Source organism: Escherichia sp. MOD1-EC6098, from assembly GCF_002965865.1.
GTDB classification, from domain to species: Bacteria; Pseudomonadota; Gammaproteobacteria; order Enterobacterales; family Enterobacteriaceae; genus Escherichia; species Escherichia marmotae.
The window spans coordinates 15,754-33,519 of record NZ_PTSN01000020.1; the positions used below are offsets into that span (position 1 = coordinate 15,754).

General features: G+C 49.8%; 26 protein-coding genes, 2 tRNA genes and 2 pseudogenes. All 30 read right to left on the minus strand.

What is annotated here, in order from left to right:
* Position 1: 1 nt before the first annotated feature.
* Entirely contained in the window at positions 2-619 is a 618-nt protein-coding gene (locus tag C0K55_RS19320) for a hypothetical protein (protein ID WP_001349881.1), read from the minus strand.
* On the minus strand, positions 612-1,934 hold the full coding sequence (locus C0K55_RS19325) for a DUF2213 domain-containing protein (protein ID WP_001559066.1): 1,323 nt from the start codon (positions 1,932-1,934) through the stop codon (positions 612-614). Before C0K55_RS19325 ends, C0K55_RS19320 begins: the two co-directional genes overlap by 8 nt.
* Positions 1,915-2,748 carry a hypothetical protein gene (locus C0K55_RS19330; protein WP_001018390.1) on the minus strand — a complete coding sequence of 278 codons (834 nt, stop codon included), beginning with the start codon at positions 2,746-2,748 and terminating at the stop codon, positions 1,915-1,917. Before C0K55_RS19330 ends, C0K55_RS19325 begins: the two co-directional genes overlap by 20 nt.
* The gene (locus C0K55_RS19335; protein ID WP_105266326.1) at positions 2,693-4,129 is read right to left on the minus strand and encodes an anti-CBASS protein Acb1 family protein; all 1,437 of its coding nucleotides are present in this window, start codon (positions 4,127-4,129) and stop codon (positions 2,693-2,695) included. The genes C0K55_RS19330 and C0K55_RS19335 overlap by 56 nt, the downstream gene beginning before the upstream one ends.
* A 19-nt stretch (positions 4,130-4,148) precedes the next feature.
* Positions 4,149-5,477 carry a terminase gene (locus C0K55_RS19340; RefSeq protein ID WP_105266325.1) on the minus strand — a complete coding sequence of 443 codons (1,329 nt, stop codon included), beginning with the start codon at positions 5,475-5,477 and terminating at the stop codon, positions 4,149-4,151.
* Entirely contained in the window at positions 5,467-6,558 is a 1,092-nt protein-coding gene (locus tag C0K55_RS19345; RefSeq protein ID WP_105266324.1) for a terminase small subunit, read from the minus strand. Before C0K55_RS19345 ends, C0K55_RS19340 begins: the two co-directional genes overlap by 11 nt.
* Before the next feature lie 3 nt (positions 6,559-6,561).
* Positions 6,562-6,771, minus strand: coding sequence for a hypothetical protein (locus C0K55_RS19350; RefSeq protein WP_000126790.1), 210 nt, complete (start codon positions 6,769-6,771; stop codon positions 6,562-6,564).
* Entirely contained in the window at positions 6,749-7,681 is a 933-nt protein-coding gene (locus tag C0K55_RS19355) for a hypothetical protein (protein WP_001204025.1), read from the minus strand. The genes C0K55_RS19350 and C0K55_RS19355 overlap by 23 nt, the downstream gene beginning before the upstream one ends.
* Before the next feature lie 523 nt (positions 7,682-8,204).
* Positions 8,205-8,462, minus strand: a pseudogene (locus C0K55_RS27195) (ParB/Srx family N-terminal domain-containing protein); the annotation flags it as partial.
* Between the two features lie 118 nt (positions 8,463-8,580).
* Positions 8,581-8,769 (minus strand): hypothetical protein, encoded by a 189-nt coding sequence (locus C0K55_RS19365; protein ID WP_033873284.1) that lies wholly within the window; start codon positions 8,767-8,769, stop codon positions 8,581-8,583.
* A 32-nt stretch (positions 8,770-8,801) separates the two neighbouring features.
* Positions 8,802-8,957 carry a hypothetical protein gene (locus tag C0K55_RS26245; protein WP_169025355.1) on the minus strand — a complete coding sequence of 52 codons (156 nt, stop codon included), beginning with the start codon at positions 8,955-8,957 and terminating at the stop codon, positions 8,802-8,804.
* A 41-nt stretch (positions 8,958-8,998) separates the two neighbouring features.
* The gene (locus C0K55_RS19370; RefSeq protein WP_105266322.1) at positions 8,999-9,376 is read right to left on the minus strand and encodes a M15 family metallopeptidase; all 378 of its coding nucleotides are present in this window, start codon (positions 9,374-9,376) and stop codon (positions 8,999-9,001) included.
* 2 nt (positions 9,377-9,378) lie between these two features.
* The gene (locus C0K55_RS19375; protein ID WP_063116910.1) at positions 9,379-9,654 is read right to left on the minus strand and encodes a phage holin family protein; all 276 of its coding nucleotides are present in this window, start codon (positions 9,652-9,654) and stop codon (positions 9,379-9,381) included.
* Complete coding sequence (locus C0K55_RS19380; RefSeq protein WP_063116901.1) at positions 9,644-10,036, minus strand: putative holin; 393 nt, start codon at positions 10,034-10,036, stop codon at positions 9,644-9,646. Before C0K55_RS19380 ends, C0K55_RS19375 begins: the two co-directional genes overlap by 11 nt.
* Positions 10,037-10,794: 758 nt before the next feature.
* Positions 10,795-10,869: transfer RNA gene (locus C0K55_RS19385), tRNA-Gly, on the minus strand.
* 3 nt (positions 10,870-10,872) lie between these two features.
* Positions 10,873-10,948, minus strand: a tRNA-Thr gene (locus C0K55_RS19390).
* A 366-nt stretch (positions 10,949-11,314) separates the two neighbouring features.
* Positions 11,315-11,857: a DUF1133 family protein gene (locus tag C0K55_RS19395; protein ID WP_000640128.1), complete on the minus strand. Its 543-nt coding sequence runs from the start codon at positions 11,855-11,857 to the stop codon at positions 11,315-11,317.
* Positions 11,854-12,144 carry a DUF1364 domain-containing protein gene (locus C0K55_RS19400; RefSeq protein ID WP_000228020.1) on the minus strand — a complete coding sequence of 97 codons (291 nt, stop codon included), beginning with the start codon at positions 12,142-12,144 and terminating at the stop codon, positions 11,854-11,856. The genes C0K55_RS19395 and C0K55_RS19400 overlap by 4 nt, the downstream gene beginning before the upstream one ends.
* On the minus strand, positions 12,144-12,743 hold the full coding sequence (locus tag C0K55_RS19405; protein WP_063116900.1) for a DUF1367 family protein: 600 nt from the start codon (positions 12,741-12,743) through the stop codon (positions 12,144-12,146). The genes C0K55_RS19400 and C0K55_RS19405 overlap by 1 nt, the downstream gene beginning before the upstream one ends.
* A 155-nt stretch (positions 12,744-12,898) precedes the next feature.
* Positions 12,899-12,976 (minus strand): annotated as a pseudogene (locus tag C0K55_RS26680) (hypothetical protein); the annotation flags it as partial.
* Between the two features lie 280 nt (positions 12,977-13,256).
* Positions 13,257-13,412 (minus strand): type I toxin-antitoxin system toxin HokD, encoded by a 156-nt coding sequence (hokD, locus tag C0K55_RS19410; RefSeq protein WP_000813254.1) that lies wholly within the window; start codon positions 13,410-13,412, stop codon positions 13,257-13,259.
* 271 nt (positions 13,413-13,683) lie between these two features.
* Positions 13,684-14,280 carry a hypothetical protein gene (locus tag C0K55_RS19415; RefSeq protein ID WP_096247239.1) on the minus strand — a complete coding sequence of 199 codons (597 nt, stop codon included), beginning with the start codon at positions 14,278-14,280 and terminating at the stop codon, positions 13,684-13,686.
* Between the two features lies 1 nt (position 14,281).
* Positions 14,282-14,500: a DUF4014 family protein gene (locus C0K55_RS19420; protein ID WP_096247240.1), complete on the minus strand. Its 219-nt coding sequence runs from the start codon at positions 14,498-14,500 to the stop codon at positions 14,282-14,284.
* A gap of 1 nt (position 14,501) precedes the next feature.
* Positions 14,502-14,717, minus strand: a complete 216-nt coding sequence (locus C0K55_RS19425; protein ID WP_063116897.1) for a hypothetical protein — start codon at positions 14,715-14,717, stop codon at positions 14,502-14,504.
* A gap of 1 nt (position 14,718) precedes the next feature.
* Positions 14,719-14,910: a hypothetical protein gene (locus C0K55_RS19430; protein ID WP_032348680.1), complete on the minus strand. Its 192-nt coding sequence runs from the start codon at positions 14,908-14,910 to the stop codon at positions 14,719-14,721.
* Positions 14,911-15,240: 330 nt separating this feature from the next.
* On the minus strand, positions 15,241-15,597 hold the full coding sequence (locus C0K55_RS19435) for a hypothetical protein (protein ID WP_000403792.1): 357 nt from the start codon (positions 15,595-15,597) through the stop codon (positions 15,241-15,243).
* Between the two features lies 1 nt (position 15,598).
* Positions 15,599-16,129, minus strand: coding sequence for an ead/Ea22-like family protein (locus C0K55_RS19440; RefSeq protein WP_096246955.1), 531 nt, complete (start codon positions 16,127-16,129; stop codon positions 15,599-15,601).
* Entirely contained in the window at positions 16,116-16,382 is a 267-nt protein-coding gene (locus C0K55_RS19445; RefSeq protein WP_096246956.1) for a hypothetical protein, read from the minus strand. The genes C0K55_RS19440 and C0K55_RS19445 overlap by 14 nt, the downstream gene beginning before the upstream one ends.
* Complete coding sequence (locus C0K55_RS19450) at positions 16,379-17,026, minus strand: ead/Ea22-like family protein (RefSeq protein ID WP_096246957.1); 648 nt, start codon at positions 17,024-17,026, stop codon at positions 16,379-16,381. Before C0K55_RS19450 ends, C0K55_RS19445 begins: the two co-directional genes overlap by 4 nt.
* On the minus strand, positions 17,013-17,756 hold the full coding sequence (locus C0K55_RS19455) for a DUF1627 domain-containing protein (RefSeq protein ID WP_096246958.1): 744 nt from the start codon (positions 17,754-17,756) through the stop codon (positions 17,013-17,015). The genes C0K55_RS19450 and C0K55_RS19455 overlap by 14 nt, the downstream gene beginning before the upstream one ends.
* Positions 17,757-17,766 lie beyond the last annotated feature (10 nt).

Genomic DNA, 17,766 nt, shown 5'->3' on the forward strand with positions numbered 1-17,766 from the left:
CTTAAATTAAAAACAGGCCGCACGGTTTGCCGATTTCCCAGACAACGTTACCGCCATCCTCTTTTTTCACCGTCAGGTTTCCGTCAACTGAAACCATCAGCAACTTAATATCCACTTTCGGATTAGCTCCGGGTGATCCCGAATAAACATCAACCATGTTTTTCGTCAGATCCCACACAAAACCACTGGCAGCAACGGTGTTATTTCCATCAGCCAGCGCAACAACTTCTGCACTGACAGGGAGAGGAATGCGGGCACCTGAGCCAACGCGGTAATAGTGAACAAAGCCACCCGCGAGATATAACGGCACCGGATTATCCGGCGTGGTAATGCCATGAAATGCCTGATTAAAGACAGTAAAGGCGTTACAGGCGTCCTTCGTGGCTTGTTTAATTACCGCGCCGTTAACGCTGTCTTTCGCGGGAGCAATGCACTCCATAACTCCAACGCCACCCCATACCGGTTCAGTGATTTTGCTGTCCAGTCGACCGGAGCAAAGTTGCAGACGAATTGCCGGATCATCCTGCGCATCCCCCTGCATCAGCCCACGGGATTCGACGTTAAAAAGGCCACCAAATGCTCCACGGTTTTTAAACGGATGAAAGTTAATATCAGCCATTGTTCAGGCTCCCTTGAGTGTTAATTTTTGCCAGACGACGCCCCGGAATTTTGAAGGCACTCAGCCAGACGTTCGGATCGCCCTGATATTCAGTAATGCGACGCCCGGCTTCATCGTTGCGGATACGTTTATGCAGTTGCCCCTGGGTACTCATCATTTCTTTTTCGATGGACTGACGGGCGGCACTGAAAATTGCGTCCTCAAGCACAGCCAGCGTTGCAGAATCCGCAATCGCGCGAATATTGACGTCCTTATGTGCCGGAGAGTGTTTCTGCATAGCGATTAGCGCACGCTTGCGGTAGTCCAGCGCATTTTCACCAGAAAACGGTGCTGGCGCGTTTTTACCGCAGGCACTGAATGCGGAGTCGGCTTTTGCCTGCGCTTCTGCCAGGGCAGAATCATTGCGTTCTTTTTCTGCCTCCTCGTCGGCCTTACGCTGTTCTTCTGCTTCGGAATCAGCCTTTGCTTTCTCCTCAGCATCTTTAGCTGCTGCCTCGTCAGCTTTGGCTTTTTCTTCCGCCTCCTTTGCCGCAGCTTCATCAGCTTTACGCTGTTCCTCTGCGGCTTCATCGGCTTTGGCCTTTTCTTCGGCCTCTTTTTTCGCCTGTTCTTCGGCATCCGCCCGCGCTTTGTCCCGCTGTTCCAGTGAGTCCATGCGCGTAACGACACCATCGATTTTCTGATTAATGCCTTGCAGGGCATCGCTCACAACCCCCTGTAACAGGGCCTGGAGTTCTTCTTTTTCCATCTCGATTTCACCTGTGTTTGTCACTTCAACCCCTGCGGGGATCCGGTCTTTATCCCACACGCCCAGCGAGCCGTGGGCTTTCGTCACCAGGGCGATGTGATCAACCAGGAAAGGAACGCCCTCGATTAAAAAATTGGTGTCACCTTCCTGTACTTCCACATTTCCTGATGTGCTGTTGAACACCACCGACGGACTTGTCGAAACATCCCCCTCAGTGATTTCTTCAACAATGCTCTGGAGGTAAACGCGGCACACCGCCCATACCTCATCACCCCGGATATACGGCAGCATGACGCTACCGACGATCCGCGATTTAAAATCCTCCTCCGTCAGAACTGCGTCGTCAGGATGGTTTGTGATAACCGGAAGGCCATTGCATCGCCTTAAAAACTCCTCGTTCAGATAGAGCTTTGGATCACGCCAGACGTGCTCTTTCAGCCCGGCGCGATAGGCAAGCCCGGTTCCGGTTATGCGCAAATTCACCAACCACATGTTGGAGAATTTCACCGGAGACGGTACGGTTCCGTCCCTGATGCGTTCTGCCACTTCAAGCTCGGTTAAACTCACGTTTGCCCTTCTCCGTTAAAAATTCGTCGGGTAGTTTCTGAGGGGCGTAGATCGGCAGAGCATCGCAACTGCAATAAACCTCCTCCCCGGCAGCAGTGATTTCGTCATAAAAACCATATACGGGCTTAATAAGCCCCTGCTCCAGCGCCCACGAATCGCGGAGGAGATAAATTTTCTCGTCGCGCTCTTTGTGGTCCTGTCGGTATTTGTAGCCCGGACGCCGCCAGTTAGAATGCCAGCGCAGAGCAATCGCACCACTCTGAACAGCCAGCAGATACTTAACGTTGCTCGCCAGCTTATGTCCCTGGTCAATTGCCACCCGGCGACTGATAAAATCCATATCCTTCACGGACTTCTGAAAACCGGACTTCACTTCCCGGCGATCAATTTCGCTCACCCCGTCAGGCGGAATGGACGTAACCCATCCCTGAAAACGCTGTATAGTTTTCTCGATAGCCTGTTCGCGGTTGAGTTTTATCAGGTTGGCACTGGCGAAAATTCGCCTGTCGAGTTCCTTGCGAAACTCAGGTTTCAGTTTTTCAACAGTGATTTTTTTAGGGCCGTCAGGAGGCTGATCCCGTAATGCCCCGCCGTCGATGACAAGACGGCTGTAGATAGCGGTGAGGTGTTTTCTGGCTACGGTATCATCAGGGGTTTCTCGCTGAGCGGCTACACGGAGTTTCCGGCACCATTCGAGCAATGATTTTTCGCTATCCCACCCGTGATTTACGTAGTAGTTAACGGCATCCGTCAGAACCTCATATAGCGTCCTGATCCGTTTCTTCTTCCTCACCGCCCGGCTGGAAATTGCCATCAGGCGTCTCCTGCTTCGGTGGTTCATAATTCGCCAGCGCGTCCACATCAATGATGAGTGGAGCTTCGCCATAGGTTTGCGTGGCATTAACAAGGCTTGCCAGCCATTCAGTGACGGCGGCACGGTTTTCAGGATCAACCTGTGGCGACACGGCAGAGAAAAGTGCTATCGCCTGTTGAATCACTTTACTGTCGCTTTCCCGGCGTTTGTCCGGCGACTCCTCCACCAGCTCCTGCCATGTCGCGGTAAATTCACGTCGCCACTGGTAAAACGTGGTTTTATAGTCATCAGTTATGATGTCCGGGTAATCATTTTTCAGCGACTGATAAAATTCCTCGTTCCAGGCGATGTACTGCACCAGGCGTTCGAAATAATCCATCACGGGTTCAATCTGCTGGCGTACACCATCGATATACTGGCTGATGGCTTTCGAATCTTCGGTCCCCTCACCGAAACCATTCGAAAAGGCTTCCTCTTTGATGAGGATCGCCGGAACGTCACTCCCTGACGCAATATCGGAAATAATATTGTCGCGTGCAGCGTTTAGCGCACCATCGATGTTTTGTAGATTTAGCGAGGTAACGTCCTCATCCTTCCCGATACTAAGCACACCTTTATTTTTTGCCTCTTTGACGTTTTCCCTTTTTCGTCCCGTGGCGGCAGCCATGAGCCCGTCAAGTTTCGAACCGTACTGCACAACTTTAGCTACCAGTACGCCCGCCTTCTGGCTGACGAGATCATTCGCCTCCATCGTGTTGATATAGGATTTCAGGGAATAAAGAACGCGCTGAAACACACTTCGTCCGGTGAATCCGAACGATGAACTCTGAAACTCCAGATAAATCGGTGTGCCGTTGAAGATTTTCAGTGTGCGTGACGGATGCCAGTCTTTTCCGCCAATCTTCAGTTTTTTATTGGCTTCCTGGAAAAACGGGCTGTTGGGGTTCTGGTCAGTCACCATCGAACCGGAAGCGTTCAACGGGTCCCACGCGTTGATATACACGTCATCTTCTGTCAGTCCGAACGTCGGAAGCGGTTCACGACATGAAACACTGTCGGTGCCCACGCCGATCGCTGCGGCACCGTAGCAACGAGACAGAAAAAACAGATTTTTAATCTTCTCGTTAACCTTCATACGTTCCCATACCTCCTGGAAACGCCGCACAACCCGCTCGTCAGGGTCTGTCTCCACGTTGTACTGGCGCGGCTTACACATCGCCATAAGTATGGGTTTTTCGACAAGTTTCCCGCCCAGCGGGTGGTACTGCCACAGCAGTTTACACAGTTCATAGCCAATGTCGGTTCCCGGCTGAATTTCTTCAGCCTCAAGAATGCGCATCAACGAAGAACTGAGATTTACAGAAATCTCGATCTCAGCCATCAGAAAAAAATCCAGATTTTTACAATTCCGCGTAATTACCGTGCGCGATGATCAATCCATAGGTGTAACAATCGAAAAGGTCATCAGCACGTTTATGCGCATCTTTGTCTGCCAGGTGGAACCCGGCGATTTGTTTTATGAGGTGGTTTGCGGTGGTGCGTTTGAATGAAACGGTCTTGTCGTAAGCCTCCCGGACGATTTTGCACATCCCCTGATAGTGGTAGCTGGATGCCATCACCGCCCGTTCGTCTTTGCCCTTGCTGGTTAGTGCCGATTTAATCGGCGTCATATCCCAGCCTTCGGTTTCCGCCTTCTGGTTGAGGATTGCCCCCATCGCGGCGTCTTCCATAAAAATACCCTGGCTGCCCAGACGCGGACGGCATAATTTCGCGAGGCGCTCGAGGTTGTCATAAACGCCGGGGATATACTCAGGAAGCAATGACGCTTTAATTTGCGTCACATCCCAGTCAATAATCGTCAGTTTTGGATCGTCCGAATACGTTGACTCATAAGAGAAATACACCACGCCAGTACCATCATTTTCGGTCCCGCCTTTCAGCGCCGTATCCATCACTGCGAAAATCATGTCGCAGTACGGCGGCATCTCAATTGGTTGACCGTCCACCAGCAGCTTATCGACATCGAGTAACGCGTCTTTGGACCAGTCTACGAACTCTGCAAGATATTCCTGCTGCCAGACGCGCGGATCGGATTTCTTCTCCGTTTCCTCCAGTTCTTCTTTCGGAATATACGGATTCGATGAAGTTGGCGCATGGTGCATAACAAATCCCAGGGATTCATCGTGGCATATCGCGTAGAAAAAATTGCTCTCGTCGATACCGTTTGGTGTGGAAAATACCCACGCACAGCCGCGGTAATCGACAAGCGTCGGGCGTATCGCTCGGGGCCAGATTTCCTCGAGCATTTCCGGCGATTTAGTGAATGCGGCCTCATCAATCAGCACAGCGTGATATTTACGCCCACGCCCGGCCAGTTTGTTATTGTCCGTTACCCAAAAGTCGATGCGCCCCCCATTACGGAGAATGATGCGCTTTTCATTTTTTGACTGACTGAGGATCAGCGGTTGCAGAACGGCGCTAATTTCATCCCAGATTTCCTGGTACTGGCGGTATTGCGCGGTAAAAATCCCCACCCTACCCGCGATAAGTTGCCCGGTGGTAGGAACGGCAAATTTCCGCGTAGCGAAACTGGTAGCGATGTTCACCAGCATCACCGTTTTACCCCAGCGACGACCACAGCATACCGCGTGGAAGCGTTCCTCTATTGCCGCCGTCCATGCAGCTATTTGCCCCTCATGAGGTTTTGGGAGGTAGATTTCAATCGACATTATCCACTCCCGGCATCGGCAGAGAGTTGTGGATAATTATTTCGTTATTCTCACCACCCACGCCTTTTTTGAGGTTTTCAATCTCAGTGCGCAGCTTTTCGTTGCGAAGCCTCAGTCCTTCAAGCTCCAGATCATTGCGACTGTCAGTTGCACCACCAGCAGAACTTCCTTTCGTCGCCATTATCAGCTTGATAAGTTCACGCCGGGCGGCAGCCTTATCCTCCAGCAGGATCTCAACACCAAATTTCCCGAGCTTTGCCCCTGCATATAATTGCCGCGCATCCCCATCAAGCAGAGTGGTATCAGCCATATAAAGCTGCCCCGTTCCCTCACCGCAGCACTTCGGGCAGTCCGGATTGGGTATGGCGTTATCAACAAAGCCGAGGCCTCCATATTCCGGCTCGGGTTTGCCATCTCTGGAGGCCTGTGCCGCTGCCTTATCGAATTCTGCAATATCACGCCACTGGTAGAGATGATTCTCGCCCCAGCAATAACGGCAGTTAACACGGCGAAATTGTGCCAACTGATTGGGGTCGGCCTGGACAATGGCCATCAACTGACTCACCAGTAAATCCAGGTCTGCGGTATAGCGTTTCTGGTACTGATTGCGGAAGTAGCTGATAGCGCGAAAAACCTTAGGATTTCTTAGGAGCTGGCTGGCGGTTACGTAGGCCGCATTCCCCTCTGACTCGTATCCTGCCAGGCGATATGCCTCAACGAGTTTTTTCCCCTGGGCAACCAGCATTGCGAATTTCGCCTGCTGGTCTGAAATACCGAATTCATCGGGACAGAATGAAATTTCCTCCGCGTCGCCCTCATTCAGGCACGCATCGGATACTGACTTTTTTTTCTGAGATTTTCCGTTCCGCTTTTGCGCAGTCTGCGCAAATTTTTTCTGCGCACTTTTTTGCGCAGTTTTGCGCACTTCTGTCTGCGCATTTTTCGGAGGTTTTTTGATGTAACGACGGGCTGTTGCGTAATTCAGTCCCCTTGCTTCACACCATGCCACCGGAGATATACCGGAGCGGGTGTATTCAGCAATATACTCCTGCTGCAACGCCCCCCAGTCCGGTCTGCTCATCAGTTAGTCCTGATTTTTATCCACCCTGAGTAGTTCGCGCAGGGCAAAGGCATCCCCTTTTCTGGCAAGCTTAAACAATGCCGCCCGTAGCTCGGCTTCACCTTTCGCTCTGCCCTTACGGATGGACGCATAAAAATTTGTCATTGCTTCCCGATTTTCTTTCAGTCGGTTCAGATCAACATCCAGAACGTCAGCTATTTGTTGTGCAGTCATCCGGCACGCTGCCAGAGACTCGACTTTCGAATACGGAATCATTTGTCACCCCCATTGATATGCAGGGTGTCTTCTTCCTGTATTTTTCGTGAAGGATTTTTACTGCAGCGTTGTTCCAGGTGACCTGATGGTGAATGCGTTTATGGCTGGCACCCATCAGTGAGATTTTTACGCACGACGGCGCATACATGACGGAGTAAAAACTTTTAACGTAGGTTCCGGAATCCAGATACAGCTCGGTCATTCCGCCGCTGTTTTTCTGCGTCTGTTTCTGCCCTAACTGGACAGCACCGATCGTCATAAACAATTCACCACGGCGACCGAGATTCGTGTACGTATTCACATCCTCGTTAATGCGCCCCATGAATGAGAACGGTCGCTCGACCGAACAGATAAAGCTGTTCATTGCCTTGCGTTTCACCCATGAAGCATGGCCGCCATTGTCACCAAGAAAATCCCCGCCCTGCGACATAGCGATGGAAAGAGCAGGTATTGATTCGTAATACGCCAGCATTTCAGAAAGGATCGCATCCAGTTTCCTTATCGGAAAATAGGCCTGGTCATAGTTGCGATCCACCCGAAACTGAAACTCGTGATAATCATCATCGAGCTGAATGAAGTATTTACACCCGACCTTTTTTGCCAGGTCAAAACTGGCATTACGGGCGTAAAAAATTGAGCGACGATCACCGAAATTATCGGCTTCGTCAAAACGACTGGCGATATCGGCTTTGGAAAACACCAGCACCTGTTCACCAAATTCTGCTATGTACTGATGCCGGGTTTTATCTTCATCATCAACGACGATAAAAATTTTCCCGGTATAGCCAGCACGACGCAAAGTCCGGTAAGTCAGAACTTTGTCCGGTCGCCCGTGAGTCAGAATAAAGGCGCAAAAATCATCACGCATATTCCTCCTCCCCGCCATGCATGATCTCCACCATGCACTGCGTCATCCGGACAAAACCATTTTCGATGGCTTGCTGATAATCAATGATCACCAGCGCCGACTCTTCGAAAAGCGCCTGAACTTCAGCGGGCGCATGGGCGTAATAGTCCGCAATTCTGCTGAAATTAAACACTGTGTGGCGTTCTGCCGCACACAGGAGGAATTTTTCGATATCAGGATCAAGGGACGCCGAACGTATCCGGCTGACCAGCTCCTGAGTTTTCGTATCGTCGTACAGTTCGCCGATATCCGGTTTATCGCCTGACGGCTCATAAACAGGTGTATCAATTTTCGTCGTGTACTGCTCCTCCTCATTTCCGGTACCTGGCAAAACATCCGTCAACAGTTCATCAATTTCTGTTGGGCTGAATCCTGTCAGGGAGATATCAAAATCAGCATTGATTAGCTCCGACAGTTCCACCCGTAACAGTTCTTCATCCCAGCCAGCGTTGAGCGGCAGGCGATTATCTGCCAGGCGGTACGCCTTTTTCTGATCATCCGTCAGGCCAGACAGAACAATGACCGGAACCGAATCCATTTTGAGCATTTCAGCCGCCATCACGCGACCGTGACCAGCAATAATTTCGCCCTTTTCGTCAATCAGCACCGGATTGGTCCAGCCGAATTGCTTAATGCTTTCTACCAGTTGTGCCACCTGCTCAGGGCTGTGTGTCCTGGCGTTGTGCGCATACGGAGACAGTTTTTGCAACGGGCGATAGACGATCTTTAATTTCTCGCTCATACAGCCTCGCTTGATGAATAAAAAAGCTCACTAACAGCCAGTGCGCTGGGTGCGCGGCGGGTGCTGTTGGTGAGCCTGGCATTATCGCAGCCCCTCACTGAAGGGCTGCTGTAATGCCTTAACCCAGTTTCGCTCGCACCAGAGCATCTTTTGCTTCAAGCAATTTACGTAACCCAGCCGACTTTTCCGGACCGTCTGGCAAAGATTCATCCATTACTCTTGCCAGATCACCAATTGGCTTACTCACTTCCTTTAACGAAGTCGGAAGATGCTCATAATTGAAATATTTCATAATTGGCGATTCCATCATTTCTCCTTAGTAAAACAATTATCAGGCGATCAGTTCTGCATACACTGCCGGACACCGTCGACAATTTCACAGACCTGAGAAGCTGTATCGAAAAGCTGGCGCGCCTTATCCAGGCTGACGCATCCCACCAATAAAAAAGGCACCAGTATCGCTACCAGTGCCCATTTCGCTGCCGTTCGCGGCATTCTGTGTGTCCAGTGTTTTCGACTCATAACTCGCCCGGCTATCAGCGTTTCAATTGGAAGTGCGGCCCGTCCTTCAGCGTTTTCCAGTCCCCGCCCCATTCGATGGCGACTCCCAGCTCTGCGGCAGCCTGCTTAAATGCCTGTGCGATTTTCTCGTACAGAGGCCAGTCCCATGACACCTGGCTGCCAACATAAGCCACAACATCCACAGCATCACCGGTCAGGTGGCGGCTGTTCATGGTCTGGCTTTTCCCTTCCGCGACCAGCTGTTTCTGGCGTTCTTTCGTGCGCAGCCCTTCCGTAATACCGAAATCAACCTCCGTCAATTCCAGCGCACGGCGAACGACAGCAACCAGCTGTGGTTTGACGCCCTCCAGATTTTTTTCACTGCGACGACTGAATCTGAATTTACCCGACATGCTCACCTCCGGAATGAAAGGATTTTTGAAACGTTCCCGCGTGCACGTATCACCAGCACGCAGAACAGCAGATTAAGCCCCACCGCCAGCCAGTTCGCCGCTAACGGGCGACCGCACAGATAGCTGAGGGGTGCAAAGGCATACAGCAGCATCAGCAGCCAGGCCAGCCATGACATCAGCGGTTTGTGTCTGGAATCACGGCGACGATAAAAAAAGAGCGTCAGCACGATAACCGTGCATAACGCCACATTCAGCAATCCGGAAAGGTTACTTAACATTGCCGCCTCCTCCGCCCCGCAGGCGGGAGAACAGGCCGGACACCAGCGATGCAATATCCTGCTGGTGGATGAACGAGAGAATCTTCACCGACACCACTGACACCAGTACTGCACACAATGCGTCGACAGGCGCGCTGTCAAATCCTGTGTGCTTTACCAGCCAGGCAGCCAGAACCTCTGCGCCCAGCACGCCAATAATGAACGACACCAGAAAATGCGCCGCCACACGCCAGGCTGAAAGCGCCTGCGGCATCGTTGCCACAAATAACGCCCCGGCGAACGCACCAAACACAATCCCGAAATCCGTTCCGGTAAACAGCCCGTACACCGTCGCCCCACCGAGCGCCGCAGCCGTGCCGGAACCGGATAAGGGTTCAGACATACTTTTTTCTCCTGTAAATAAAAAAGGGCCACCAGCGGCCCGTAAAAAACACCCCGTCAAAAGCACCGGCATCCGCAGATGCCCTTTGCGTGGCGTTATTTGATGCGCGCCAGATGTGGCGCAAAGAAATGAAATAAGACTTATCGGAAATTAAGGTTAATTTGAGGATTTAAACCACTTCTGAAGCTTAGTAGTATGAACATGTCCCCGGAAGGGGGCCAATACTTATTATTCTTCATGGACTTTGTCCCGCGGTCTTAATCCGACGACCGCGCTACTTTTCACCCTCTCGCAAATTGCTATCCAAAGGACGTTGTCCCACGAGTATTCCTGGATGCTCGTGTCTTTTTTCGTCCTGAGAAAGGAATAAAAAAAACCGCCAGATATGGCGGTTGGTCAATGCAAGGGATGAATTTTTTTAATTGTTATTAAACCGAGGCGTCGGGTGCCTCCCGAAGTATTCCGTGCTGTATGGATACTGTGGTTTCCCGCTAAACCGACTCTTTAAACCACCCTCGCACTGAGGTGCGCCTCTTTGGTGCGATTTACAACACCAGAATGATGCATCACCGACCCTGCCAGGAAATACAAAATCTCCACCGATAATGCACCATTCTGCTGTCGTAAAAAAATCAGCACTGAGGCTACACCTGGCCTCAAATCATAGCCAGAGAACAGAATGCTTTTTCAAAACAACCTGCTCCCACGTAATAAAAAATACGCCAGTGCCGCAATACAATAAGGCTTGTTTCAAATGCTGGAGCGGGTAGCGGGAATCGAACCCGCATCATCAGCTTGGAAGGCTGAGGTAATAGCCATTATACGATACCCGCATATGGTGCCGACTACCGGAATCGAACTGGTGACCTACTGATTACAAGTCAGTTGCTCTACCTACTGAGCTAAGTCGGCATTGGTTCTTCAGGGGAGCGATATCACCGAGCAAAGAAGAGTTCCCCCCTCAGAACCGTTTTCGATGATACGATTTAATATTCCAATCGCAACAACACTTTACGTCAAGTTATGTAAATTAATTTATATGTTTTTATTTTATGTGAATAATTCACTTTCATTTAAAATATACATGACAATATATAAACAAATTTATTTTGAAGGCGATTATTAAATGTCGTTTCTTATATCACACCATAGAAACAACAAAACCCGCTCGATGGCGGGTTCTATTAAAGTTCAATTGCGCTTGGTTCGCCTCGCGATACAGCTTTGCGAAGCATAGCTGAATTGAAGCAGTTTATTGGCAAAAATGCAATAACTTTTTTATTGGCTTTCTCCGCATAACGCCAATTTCATTGGTATATACAGAATGTGTTCAGCAACACCCAACCATGCATCAATGCGATTTCTGCAAGTTTTCAAGCTCCAGCCAGGGCGATACTTATTTAACTGTTGTGCCATTTTCAGCTTACTCATCCCCCGCCCTTCATATCTTTGTCGGAGGATAAAAATCAATCCAGGATGCTCTGCCATCACTTCACTAATTACCCGGTCAATACATAACGCCTCGGCATCAGTGCAATGGGACAGCCAGCTTTTTTGCTTACTGTCGATCATCTCACGCAAAAATGCTTCCAGCTCTGGCTTCTCTATTCCCGCTTTTTTCATTCTGCGCAGAGCTTCATTGATGGCTGTTTTCGTCAATTTTTTGGATGCCAGCAACTGGTTGAACATATTCCCCGTCTTACCGCCACCAATATACGACCAGCGCCCCCACATACGCAGTTTTCCCTGAATCCAGACACTTTCCAGCGTGGTGAGACGAAGGTGTTCTCCGCTTTTTCCTGTATTCGTTGGGTAAATCACAAATATCCCTCCTTTCTCCAGATTTCTTGTGTGCGAAAAACACCTTCTGCATGCATCAGGCGTAATTCTTCTTTGGTGTAATCGCTGGTTTTTACCCGCCCGTCGATTAAATCGTGGCACGAGCTACAGGCAATCGCGGCCTGCATATCGTGTGGCTTTATCGCTGTTCCGCACGTTCCCGCCAGTCGGTAATGCGCCAGCACAGACGTTTCGGGATTGTGATTGCAGTAGCCAGGAATTCTGACCTGGCACATCTGGCCCCGCGCCGCTTTACGTAAATCCACCATTACGCAAACTCCAGCAGCTGCACGGCCACATTTTCGACTTGTTCCGGAGAGGAAAATTTACGGAACAGAATCCAGTTCCACAGCACATTCAGTACAGATTTATAAACCTGCTGAAACTCGGTTTCGTCCATATTCGCAAACGAGATGGATTTCGCCCTGCGCCCACGGCTACCGTCCGGATAAATATGCTCGGTGTAAAATCCGGCCTGAATGGTTACCCACTCGCGGAAAGCCTCAAACGACTTTAGCAATGCTGTATCTCGGGTTCTGCGTGTCGCAACTGTATTCAGATATTGCTCTGCGGCTTCGCTCAGAGCTGGCGTATGTTCCCGGCCTACTGATTCGCACAGATAATCAACGAAACCGGACACCAGTTTTCGCTCGCGAGGAGTGATCGCCCCACCGACCGGAGTCCAGTAATCGAATCCGAGTTGCAGAAGTTTGAAAAAACGCTTATGGAATGCGTAGTTACGAACGCGCTTAAAATCAGCGTGTATCCACTCGCCTATTTTGATTTGATGCAGAAAATCACAACTCTCCGGCGTCGCCGGGAGAAGTAATCCGGAAGAGGTTTGTTTGACCAGTTGTATATGCGCCATTGCTGTCTCCAATGGCGCTGTAGGTTGCCAGTTGTTCAGGCTGGCTTACGAATTATAACTCATTCCCGAACCACCTTGAAACCGAGCCTTTCCAGGTATTCAATGAATGCCTCGATAGATAAAATCACATGATCATCAGGAATTAACGTTGTGTAGATAACGTCTCCATTCTCAACGCGCACAGCATAGAGGCCATTTTCACTAAAAATTTCACCCAATTCTTCGATTTTCATCATCAGAATCCTTCCAGATAAATAGCTCTCCCCTTCGGGGTCCGTCCTTCTTATCCTTGCGCGCTATTTAAGAGCCCACGATTCTAGCCGTGAAGACACACCAATCAACAGCAACAAGCCACCGAAATAACAAAATTAGTCACCCACATCAGTACAACCAGATGCATCATGCTCACCGAAAATAAACAACAAAAAACCCGCCGAAGCGGGTTAAATGCGGGTGCGTTGAGGATGTCTGGCACATCAGAGGTGGCGAGGGATTTCTCCCCCGCCTGGTCTCTTACTCCTCAGGTTCGTAAGCTGTGAAGACAGCGACCTCCGTCTGGCCGGTTCGGATTCGTACCTCGCAGAGGTCTTTCCTCGTTACCAGTGCCGTCACTATGACGGTTAAACAGATGACGATCAAGGCGATTAACATCGCCTTTTGCTGCTTCATAGCCTGCTTCTCCTTGCCTTTCGGCACGCAAGAGGCTAATCTTCAGTTGTCGAGACATAAGACTGGCCTCACTTCGATTTATAGTCGGGTGGGGCTTTTCTCTATCTGCCTTTTGGTGTTCATGCCCGAGGCAGATAGCCTCAAGCACCCGCAGTAATTCTACTTAACTCTCCTTTTCCCGCAAACCGTTTTTATCCCCATCGGCAAATCGAATACACAACCAGCGCCACCGCCAGTGCAATTCCTACCGTTGTGAATGCTTCAGGCCAGGTCATCGTAAAATATCCTCCGCGCTTATCAGTCCGTTTCGCTTCAGGTAGACCATCGCCTTCTCCGGTAATTTGCAGTCCGGCTTCGCTTTCCTCAATTGGCTAACCAGTTGTTTAATCAGCATTGTTAATTCCCGTACCTGAACGTCCCCTTTGGTATCCTCATTGGTGAGGATACCATCGTCTTTCCCCTGAAGCATGGCGGCGCAGCAGGCGTTCCATGAAATTTCCTGAAGGGAACGACGAATCTGTGTGCTGCATATACTCCTCCCTGACTCCTGGCTGTTAAACCATGTTTCAAATTCCGGCACTACCGTCGCTGGCGGGGCGGTGTAAAGTGGAACAACTCGCCCTCCCCATTGCTTAACACTACTCTCCGCGAACACTAAATGCTCAGTCCGATAATACCCGGGGGCATCAATATCTTTTCTTTCGCTATCCCACATGTAAACCACCGGCTCTGCTTCCAGCGATGCCAGTGCGATACGAAACACATTAGTAAGCAGGCTGTTTGAAGATTGGTTATCGTGCGCCGGATCGCTCAGGAAACCAGTGATGAATGATTTAATTTCCGCGTTTTCTCTGGTAATAGTGGTCATATCAGTTTTCCTTATACGGATTAATTTTATTGTGTAGTGTGTTGAACGGCGCCCATACCACGTCGTTATACAATTCAATAACTGGCTCAATTATTTTCCCGATTGCCCAGACAAAAATTAGAGGGGATATCGGTATCATCAACACGATAAACAGAATGAGAAACAAAAATTCTGTCGCTCTACTTTTTCGCAGATATTCTTTTCTGAATAATGTAGGCACATCACTCTCCTTTGTTGCTCCTCAAAATTTTATGCCCTGGCGCAAAAGCACGCGTTTTGTCGGCGCTTATTCGCCACCCATCTTTACGTGCCTCTTTTGCACAGCCAGCCCATGACGTACCGATATACTCACCGAAGTCTGGTGACTGATATTTACCATTTGTACACTGGCGACAATCACAGTAGAGATGCATGGTGTAACTTGCGGCAATAGCCATATCAGGCTCCTTTAGTGCGCAAGTGGTTTTTCCAGCGGTTTTGCGCCGCGCTGCGCTTATCTTTGATTCCCTCTCTGGCAATTCCAGAATATAAGTACAACACCACACGGCGATTGCTAACTCTCAACCACTGGCTGGGATAGCAACGTCTGTATACACGGGAAATAAGCATCTTTGCTTTACGGTTTTTCATCGTTTTGCTCTCCTGCGTCTCTTTGCTGCACGTCGCGCCGCTGCAATACCGGTATGGCGCTTTGGTGCCGGGATAATATTGTCAGCCATCATGACATGTGGAATAACTGTTAATGACGACGCCCCAAACCGCACCAGATACGGCAATAAACAATTTTCCATCCGCATTTCTCACCTCAATTGATCTGAATATCAGTAATTGTTTGTTGCAACCATTCTTTAGTTAGTTCTGCCATTTTTATTACCGCCCTTTCGGGCGGCCTCCGGATGATTTGAGGGTGCAGGAATCCCTCCGGTTAAGGATTAAAATTATTTACAGTGCTAAATTTAATTATTCAGTTCTGTTTTTTTTCGCCCTGCGTATCCGCGCTTTCGCGTTACGCTCAATCTGAATTAACTTTTCTATATTTTTCCGCCTTTCCTGTTCCTCCTGGCGCAATAGCCTTACATCATCTGCCAGTCTGGTTTCTCTTTTCGCCACAGAGAGCATCCAGTCAAACGGCTCCACAACTGCACCGCAGATTTTACAGCGGACCTGACGCTCTTTTTCGTCAACCCGAACAGAGGCGTGATGACAATATGGTCTTTCCGATGACTCATAAAGAAAATTAACCTGATTACGTGGGTCATCCTCTTTTACCGGAAATAAAACAATATTACTTAACTCATCTTCTGGTTTTATTTCCACGTCACTCTCCTTTGATGCGAATGCCAGCGACGCGTGGCACATTAACTTCCACGATGCGCACATTTGGTTTGTACATCTCAATCGCTGTCAGCCAGTCAGCGCCGGTCATACGCTTTTCTGCATCGCCATTAGTCCATTGAACCGGCGCACCAATAGCTTTCATCGCAATTTCTATTTCCCCGGCAATGGCGCTTTTCCCGCAACCAGTAAAACCAGATACAACGACAAGAACTTCACCTTTGGCTGGTTTTATTTCCCGTGCTTCCAGTTCTGCAATGCGCTTTTTGGCTGCTTCCAGTTCATCCAGTAGTGCCTGCACTACTGCTGGGTTGAAAGCTGCGATATAACGAGCGTTGTTCTCTGCGTTTTTCTGTCCGTCAAAGCCGGGCCATTTGATAACGTCTTCACATCGTTTATCACCGGGCGTATGCACCGCATACGTACCAGTACCCGACGAAATAAATGCGCACCATTCGCCCTGCGTGGCCTGTTTTGCTATCTTACGCAGTACCTTATATTCAATTTTGCCCACTGGTCGCCTCCGCTTCCCACGTTTTCAGACTTTCACCACAGAACGGGCAAAATGAAACCCGAACTGGTGATTTAGAAAATTCACCGGAACGCAACATCACCAAATCAGGGCCGCGAGTTAAACTCTCATTCCAGATTTTGTATATCAGCAGACCTTTTCGCGTCGTGTATTCAGCATCATGCTCAAGGGATTTTGCCAGAGCCGTACACGGTTCTATCTTGTTGCCATTAATTTGGCATTTTGACTCACTCACTGGTTGTCTCCTTTGCGAATCTGTTCCACCCATTCTTCAAGGGATTTCTCCGCATATTCACCGGACAGGCCATCAATCGGGTGCGGTTCATTAGCCAACTCTTCTTTCGCTGACAGAATCATGCGCGTAACGTCGAAAACTTCACGTAAAGACTTATTGATAAATCCGTGGTTGAAAGCAGCAGCAAGACGGCTGGCGGTATAGTTAATCCCCTCGTTGCGAGCCTCCGCACGTACTTCAGCCAGGAAAGCATCGGTGGCTGGGGTTTGCGGCATCCTTCCGTCTATTGCGCAGATATACGCATCAGATAGTTCATCCTGCTCGCCATCAAACACGTAGCAACTCTGTACGATAAATTTATTCAGCCCCGCATTCTCCGCCGCCAGCGCCACAAGATTAGCTTCCAGCTCTGCAATGCGTTTGCTTTGGGCTTCCCGTTCATCAAGCACTGCCAGCACGGTAGCCGGATTGGCTGCCGCTATGAATCGCTTATTGGCGCGATTATCTGGTCCTGAGCATGATGCTATGTAGTAATTTGCGTTCAGTCCGGCATCGGCAATTACCCCATAATCATCAGAACACCATTCGCCAGGGGTTGCATTTTCTGCCGCCATTCGCAGTGCCTGGTAATTAATGTTGCTCACTGGTTTCCTCCTGGCAAAGCTGGGCGACAATATCGCGATATTTATTCAGCTCCCGCAGCGCGGCGCAGACTCGCTCCCATTTCCGGATATCACTTTTCGCCCGACGCAGTTCGCGGTTTGCCTGTCGCAGCGATGGCAGAACCAGATTATCCACTCGCTTCTCAAGCGGCTGCACAATGTCCGCCACAGTTTCTGTTTTAATATCTTCCTGTGTTGCAGCTTCCTGTACTGGTAACGCAACATATGCAGGCTGAGGAAAGGCTTTACCATCAGTTTCCGCTACCGATGCCGCTTTCGGCTCTGCTGGTAAATTACCGCCCGGCATGCAGTAACGAAATTTACCGTTCTGATTAACACGAATCAGACGACCTTTGCTGATTGCCATTGCCAGCGTTGAAGCCACTTTGCGGGATGTTGTACCGAACAGAGTAGCCAGTTCATCCGCCGTTTGTGGTCCGCGTTGTTCAATCGTCGCGGTTAAATCGCACTCTGAGATTTTCGCTACTGTCGCCGTGGTGGTTTCTTCCGGCTGTTCTTCTGGCGCTGGCTGTTCCTGCTGAACGTTGTTATCAGCCACACGCCAGGTGTATACGCTTTTATCAACGAAGCCAGCCTTTTTCAGTTCCCACAGCTCGTTCAGTACTTCTTCACGACTGATATCAAGTCGCGCAGCCAGCTCTACCGACGTGGCTTTTCCCATCGCTTTCAGTGCGTCAAAAACAGTCTCCATAAATTTCCTC

Excerpts from the sequence above, each read along its gene's own strand:
- C0K55_RS26245 (WP_169025355.1), bottom strand. The coding sequence starts at position 8,957 with ATGCCGCGAACGGCAGCGAAATGGGCACTGGTAGCGATACTGGTGCCT.
- C0K55_RS19380 (WP_063116901.1), bottom strand. The coding sequence starts at position 10,036 with ATGTCTGAACCCTTATCCGGTTCCGGCACGGCTGCGGCGCTCGGTGGG.
- C0K55_RS19355 (WP_001204025.1), bottom strand. The coding sequence starts at position 7,681 with ATGCGTGATGATTTTTGCGCCTTTATTCTGACTCACGGGCGACCGGAC.
- C0K55_RS19375 (WP_063116910.1), bottom strand. The coding sequence starts at position 9,654 with ATGTTAAGTAACCTTTCCGGATTGCTGAATGTGGCGTTATGCACGGTT.
- C0K55_RS19340 (WP_105266325.1), bottom strand. The coding sequence starts at position 5,477 with ATGTCGATTGAAATCTACCTCCCAAAACCTCATGAGGGGCAAATAGCT.
- C0K55_RS19405 (WP_063116900.1), bottom strand. The coding sequence starts at position 12,743 with ATGGCGCATATACAACTGGTCAAACAAACCTCTTCCGGATTACTTCTC.
- C0K55_RS19415 (WP_096247239.1), bottom strand. The coding sequence starts at position 14,280 with ATGACCACTATTACCAGAGAAAACGCGGAAATTAAATCATTCATCACT.
- C0K55_RS19335 (WP_105266326.1), bottom strand. The coding sequence starts at position 4,129 with ATGGCTGAGATCGAGATTTCTGTAAATCTCAGTTCTTCGTTGATGCGC.
- C0K55_RS19400 (WP_000228020.1), bottom strand. The coding sequence starts at position 12,144 with ATGGTGGATTTACGTAAAGCGGCGCGGGGCCAGATGTGCCAGGTCAGA.
- C0K55_RS19320 (WP_001349881.1), bottom strand. The coding sequence starts at position 619 with ATGGCTGATATTAACTTTCATCCGTTTAAAAACCGTGGAGCATTTGGT.
- C0K55_RS19455 (WP_096246958.1), bottom strand. The coding sequence starts at position 17,756 with ATGGAGACTGTTTTTGACGCACTGAAAGCGATGGGAAAAGCCACGTCG.
- C0K55_RS19345 (WP_105266324.1), bottom strand. The coding sequence starts at position 6,558 with ATGAGCAGACCGGACTGGGGGGCGTTGCAGCAGGAGTATATTGCTGAA.
- C0K55_RS19330 (WP_001018390.1), bottom strand. The coding sequence starts at position 2,748 with ATGGCAATTTCCAGCCGGGCGGTGAGGAAGAAGAAACGGATCAGGACG.
- C0K55_RS19350 (WP_000126790.1), bottom strand. The coding sequence starts at position 6,771 with ATGACTGCACAACAAATAGCTGACGTTCTGGATGTTGATCTGAACCGA.
- C0K55_RS19365 (WP_033873284.1), bottom strand. The coding sequence starts at position 8,769 with ATGGAATCGCCAATTATGAAATATTTCAATTATGAGCATCTTCCGACT.
- C0K55_RS19370 (WP_105266322.1), bottom strand. The coding sequence starts at position 9,376 with ATGTCGGGTAAATTCAGATTCAGTCGTCGCAGTGAAAAAAATCTGGAG.
- C0K55_RS19430 (WP_032348680.1), bottom strand. The coding sequence starts at position 14,910 with ATGAAAAACCGTAAAGCAAAGATGCTTATTTCCCGTGTATACAGACGT.
- hokD (WP_000813254.1), bottom strand. The coding sequence starts at position 13,412 with ATGAAGCAGCAAAAGGCGATGTTAATCGCCTTGATCGTCATCTGTTTA.
- C0K55_RS19425 (WP_063116897.1), bottom strand. The coding sequence starts at position 14,717 with ATGGCTATTGCCGCAAGTTACACCATGCATCTCTACTGTGATTGTCGC.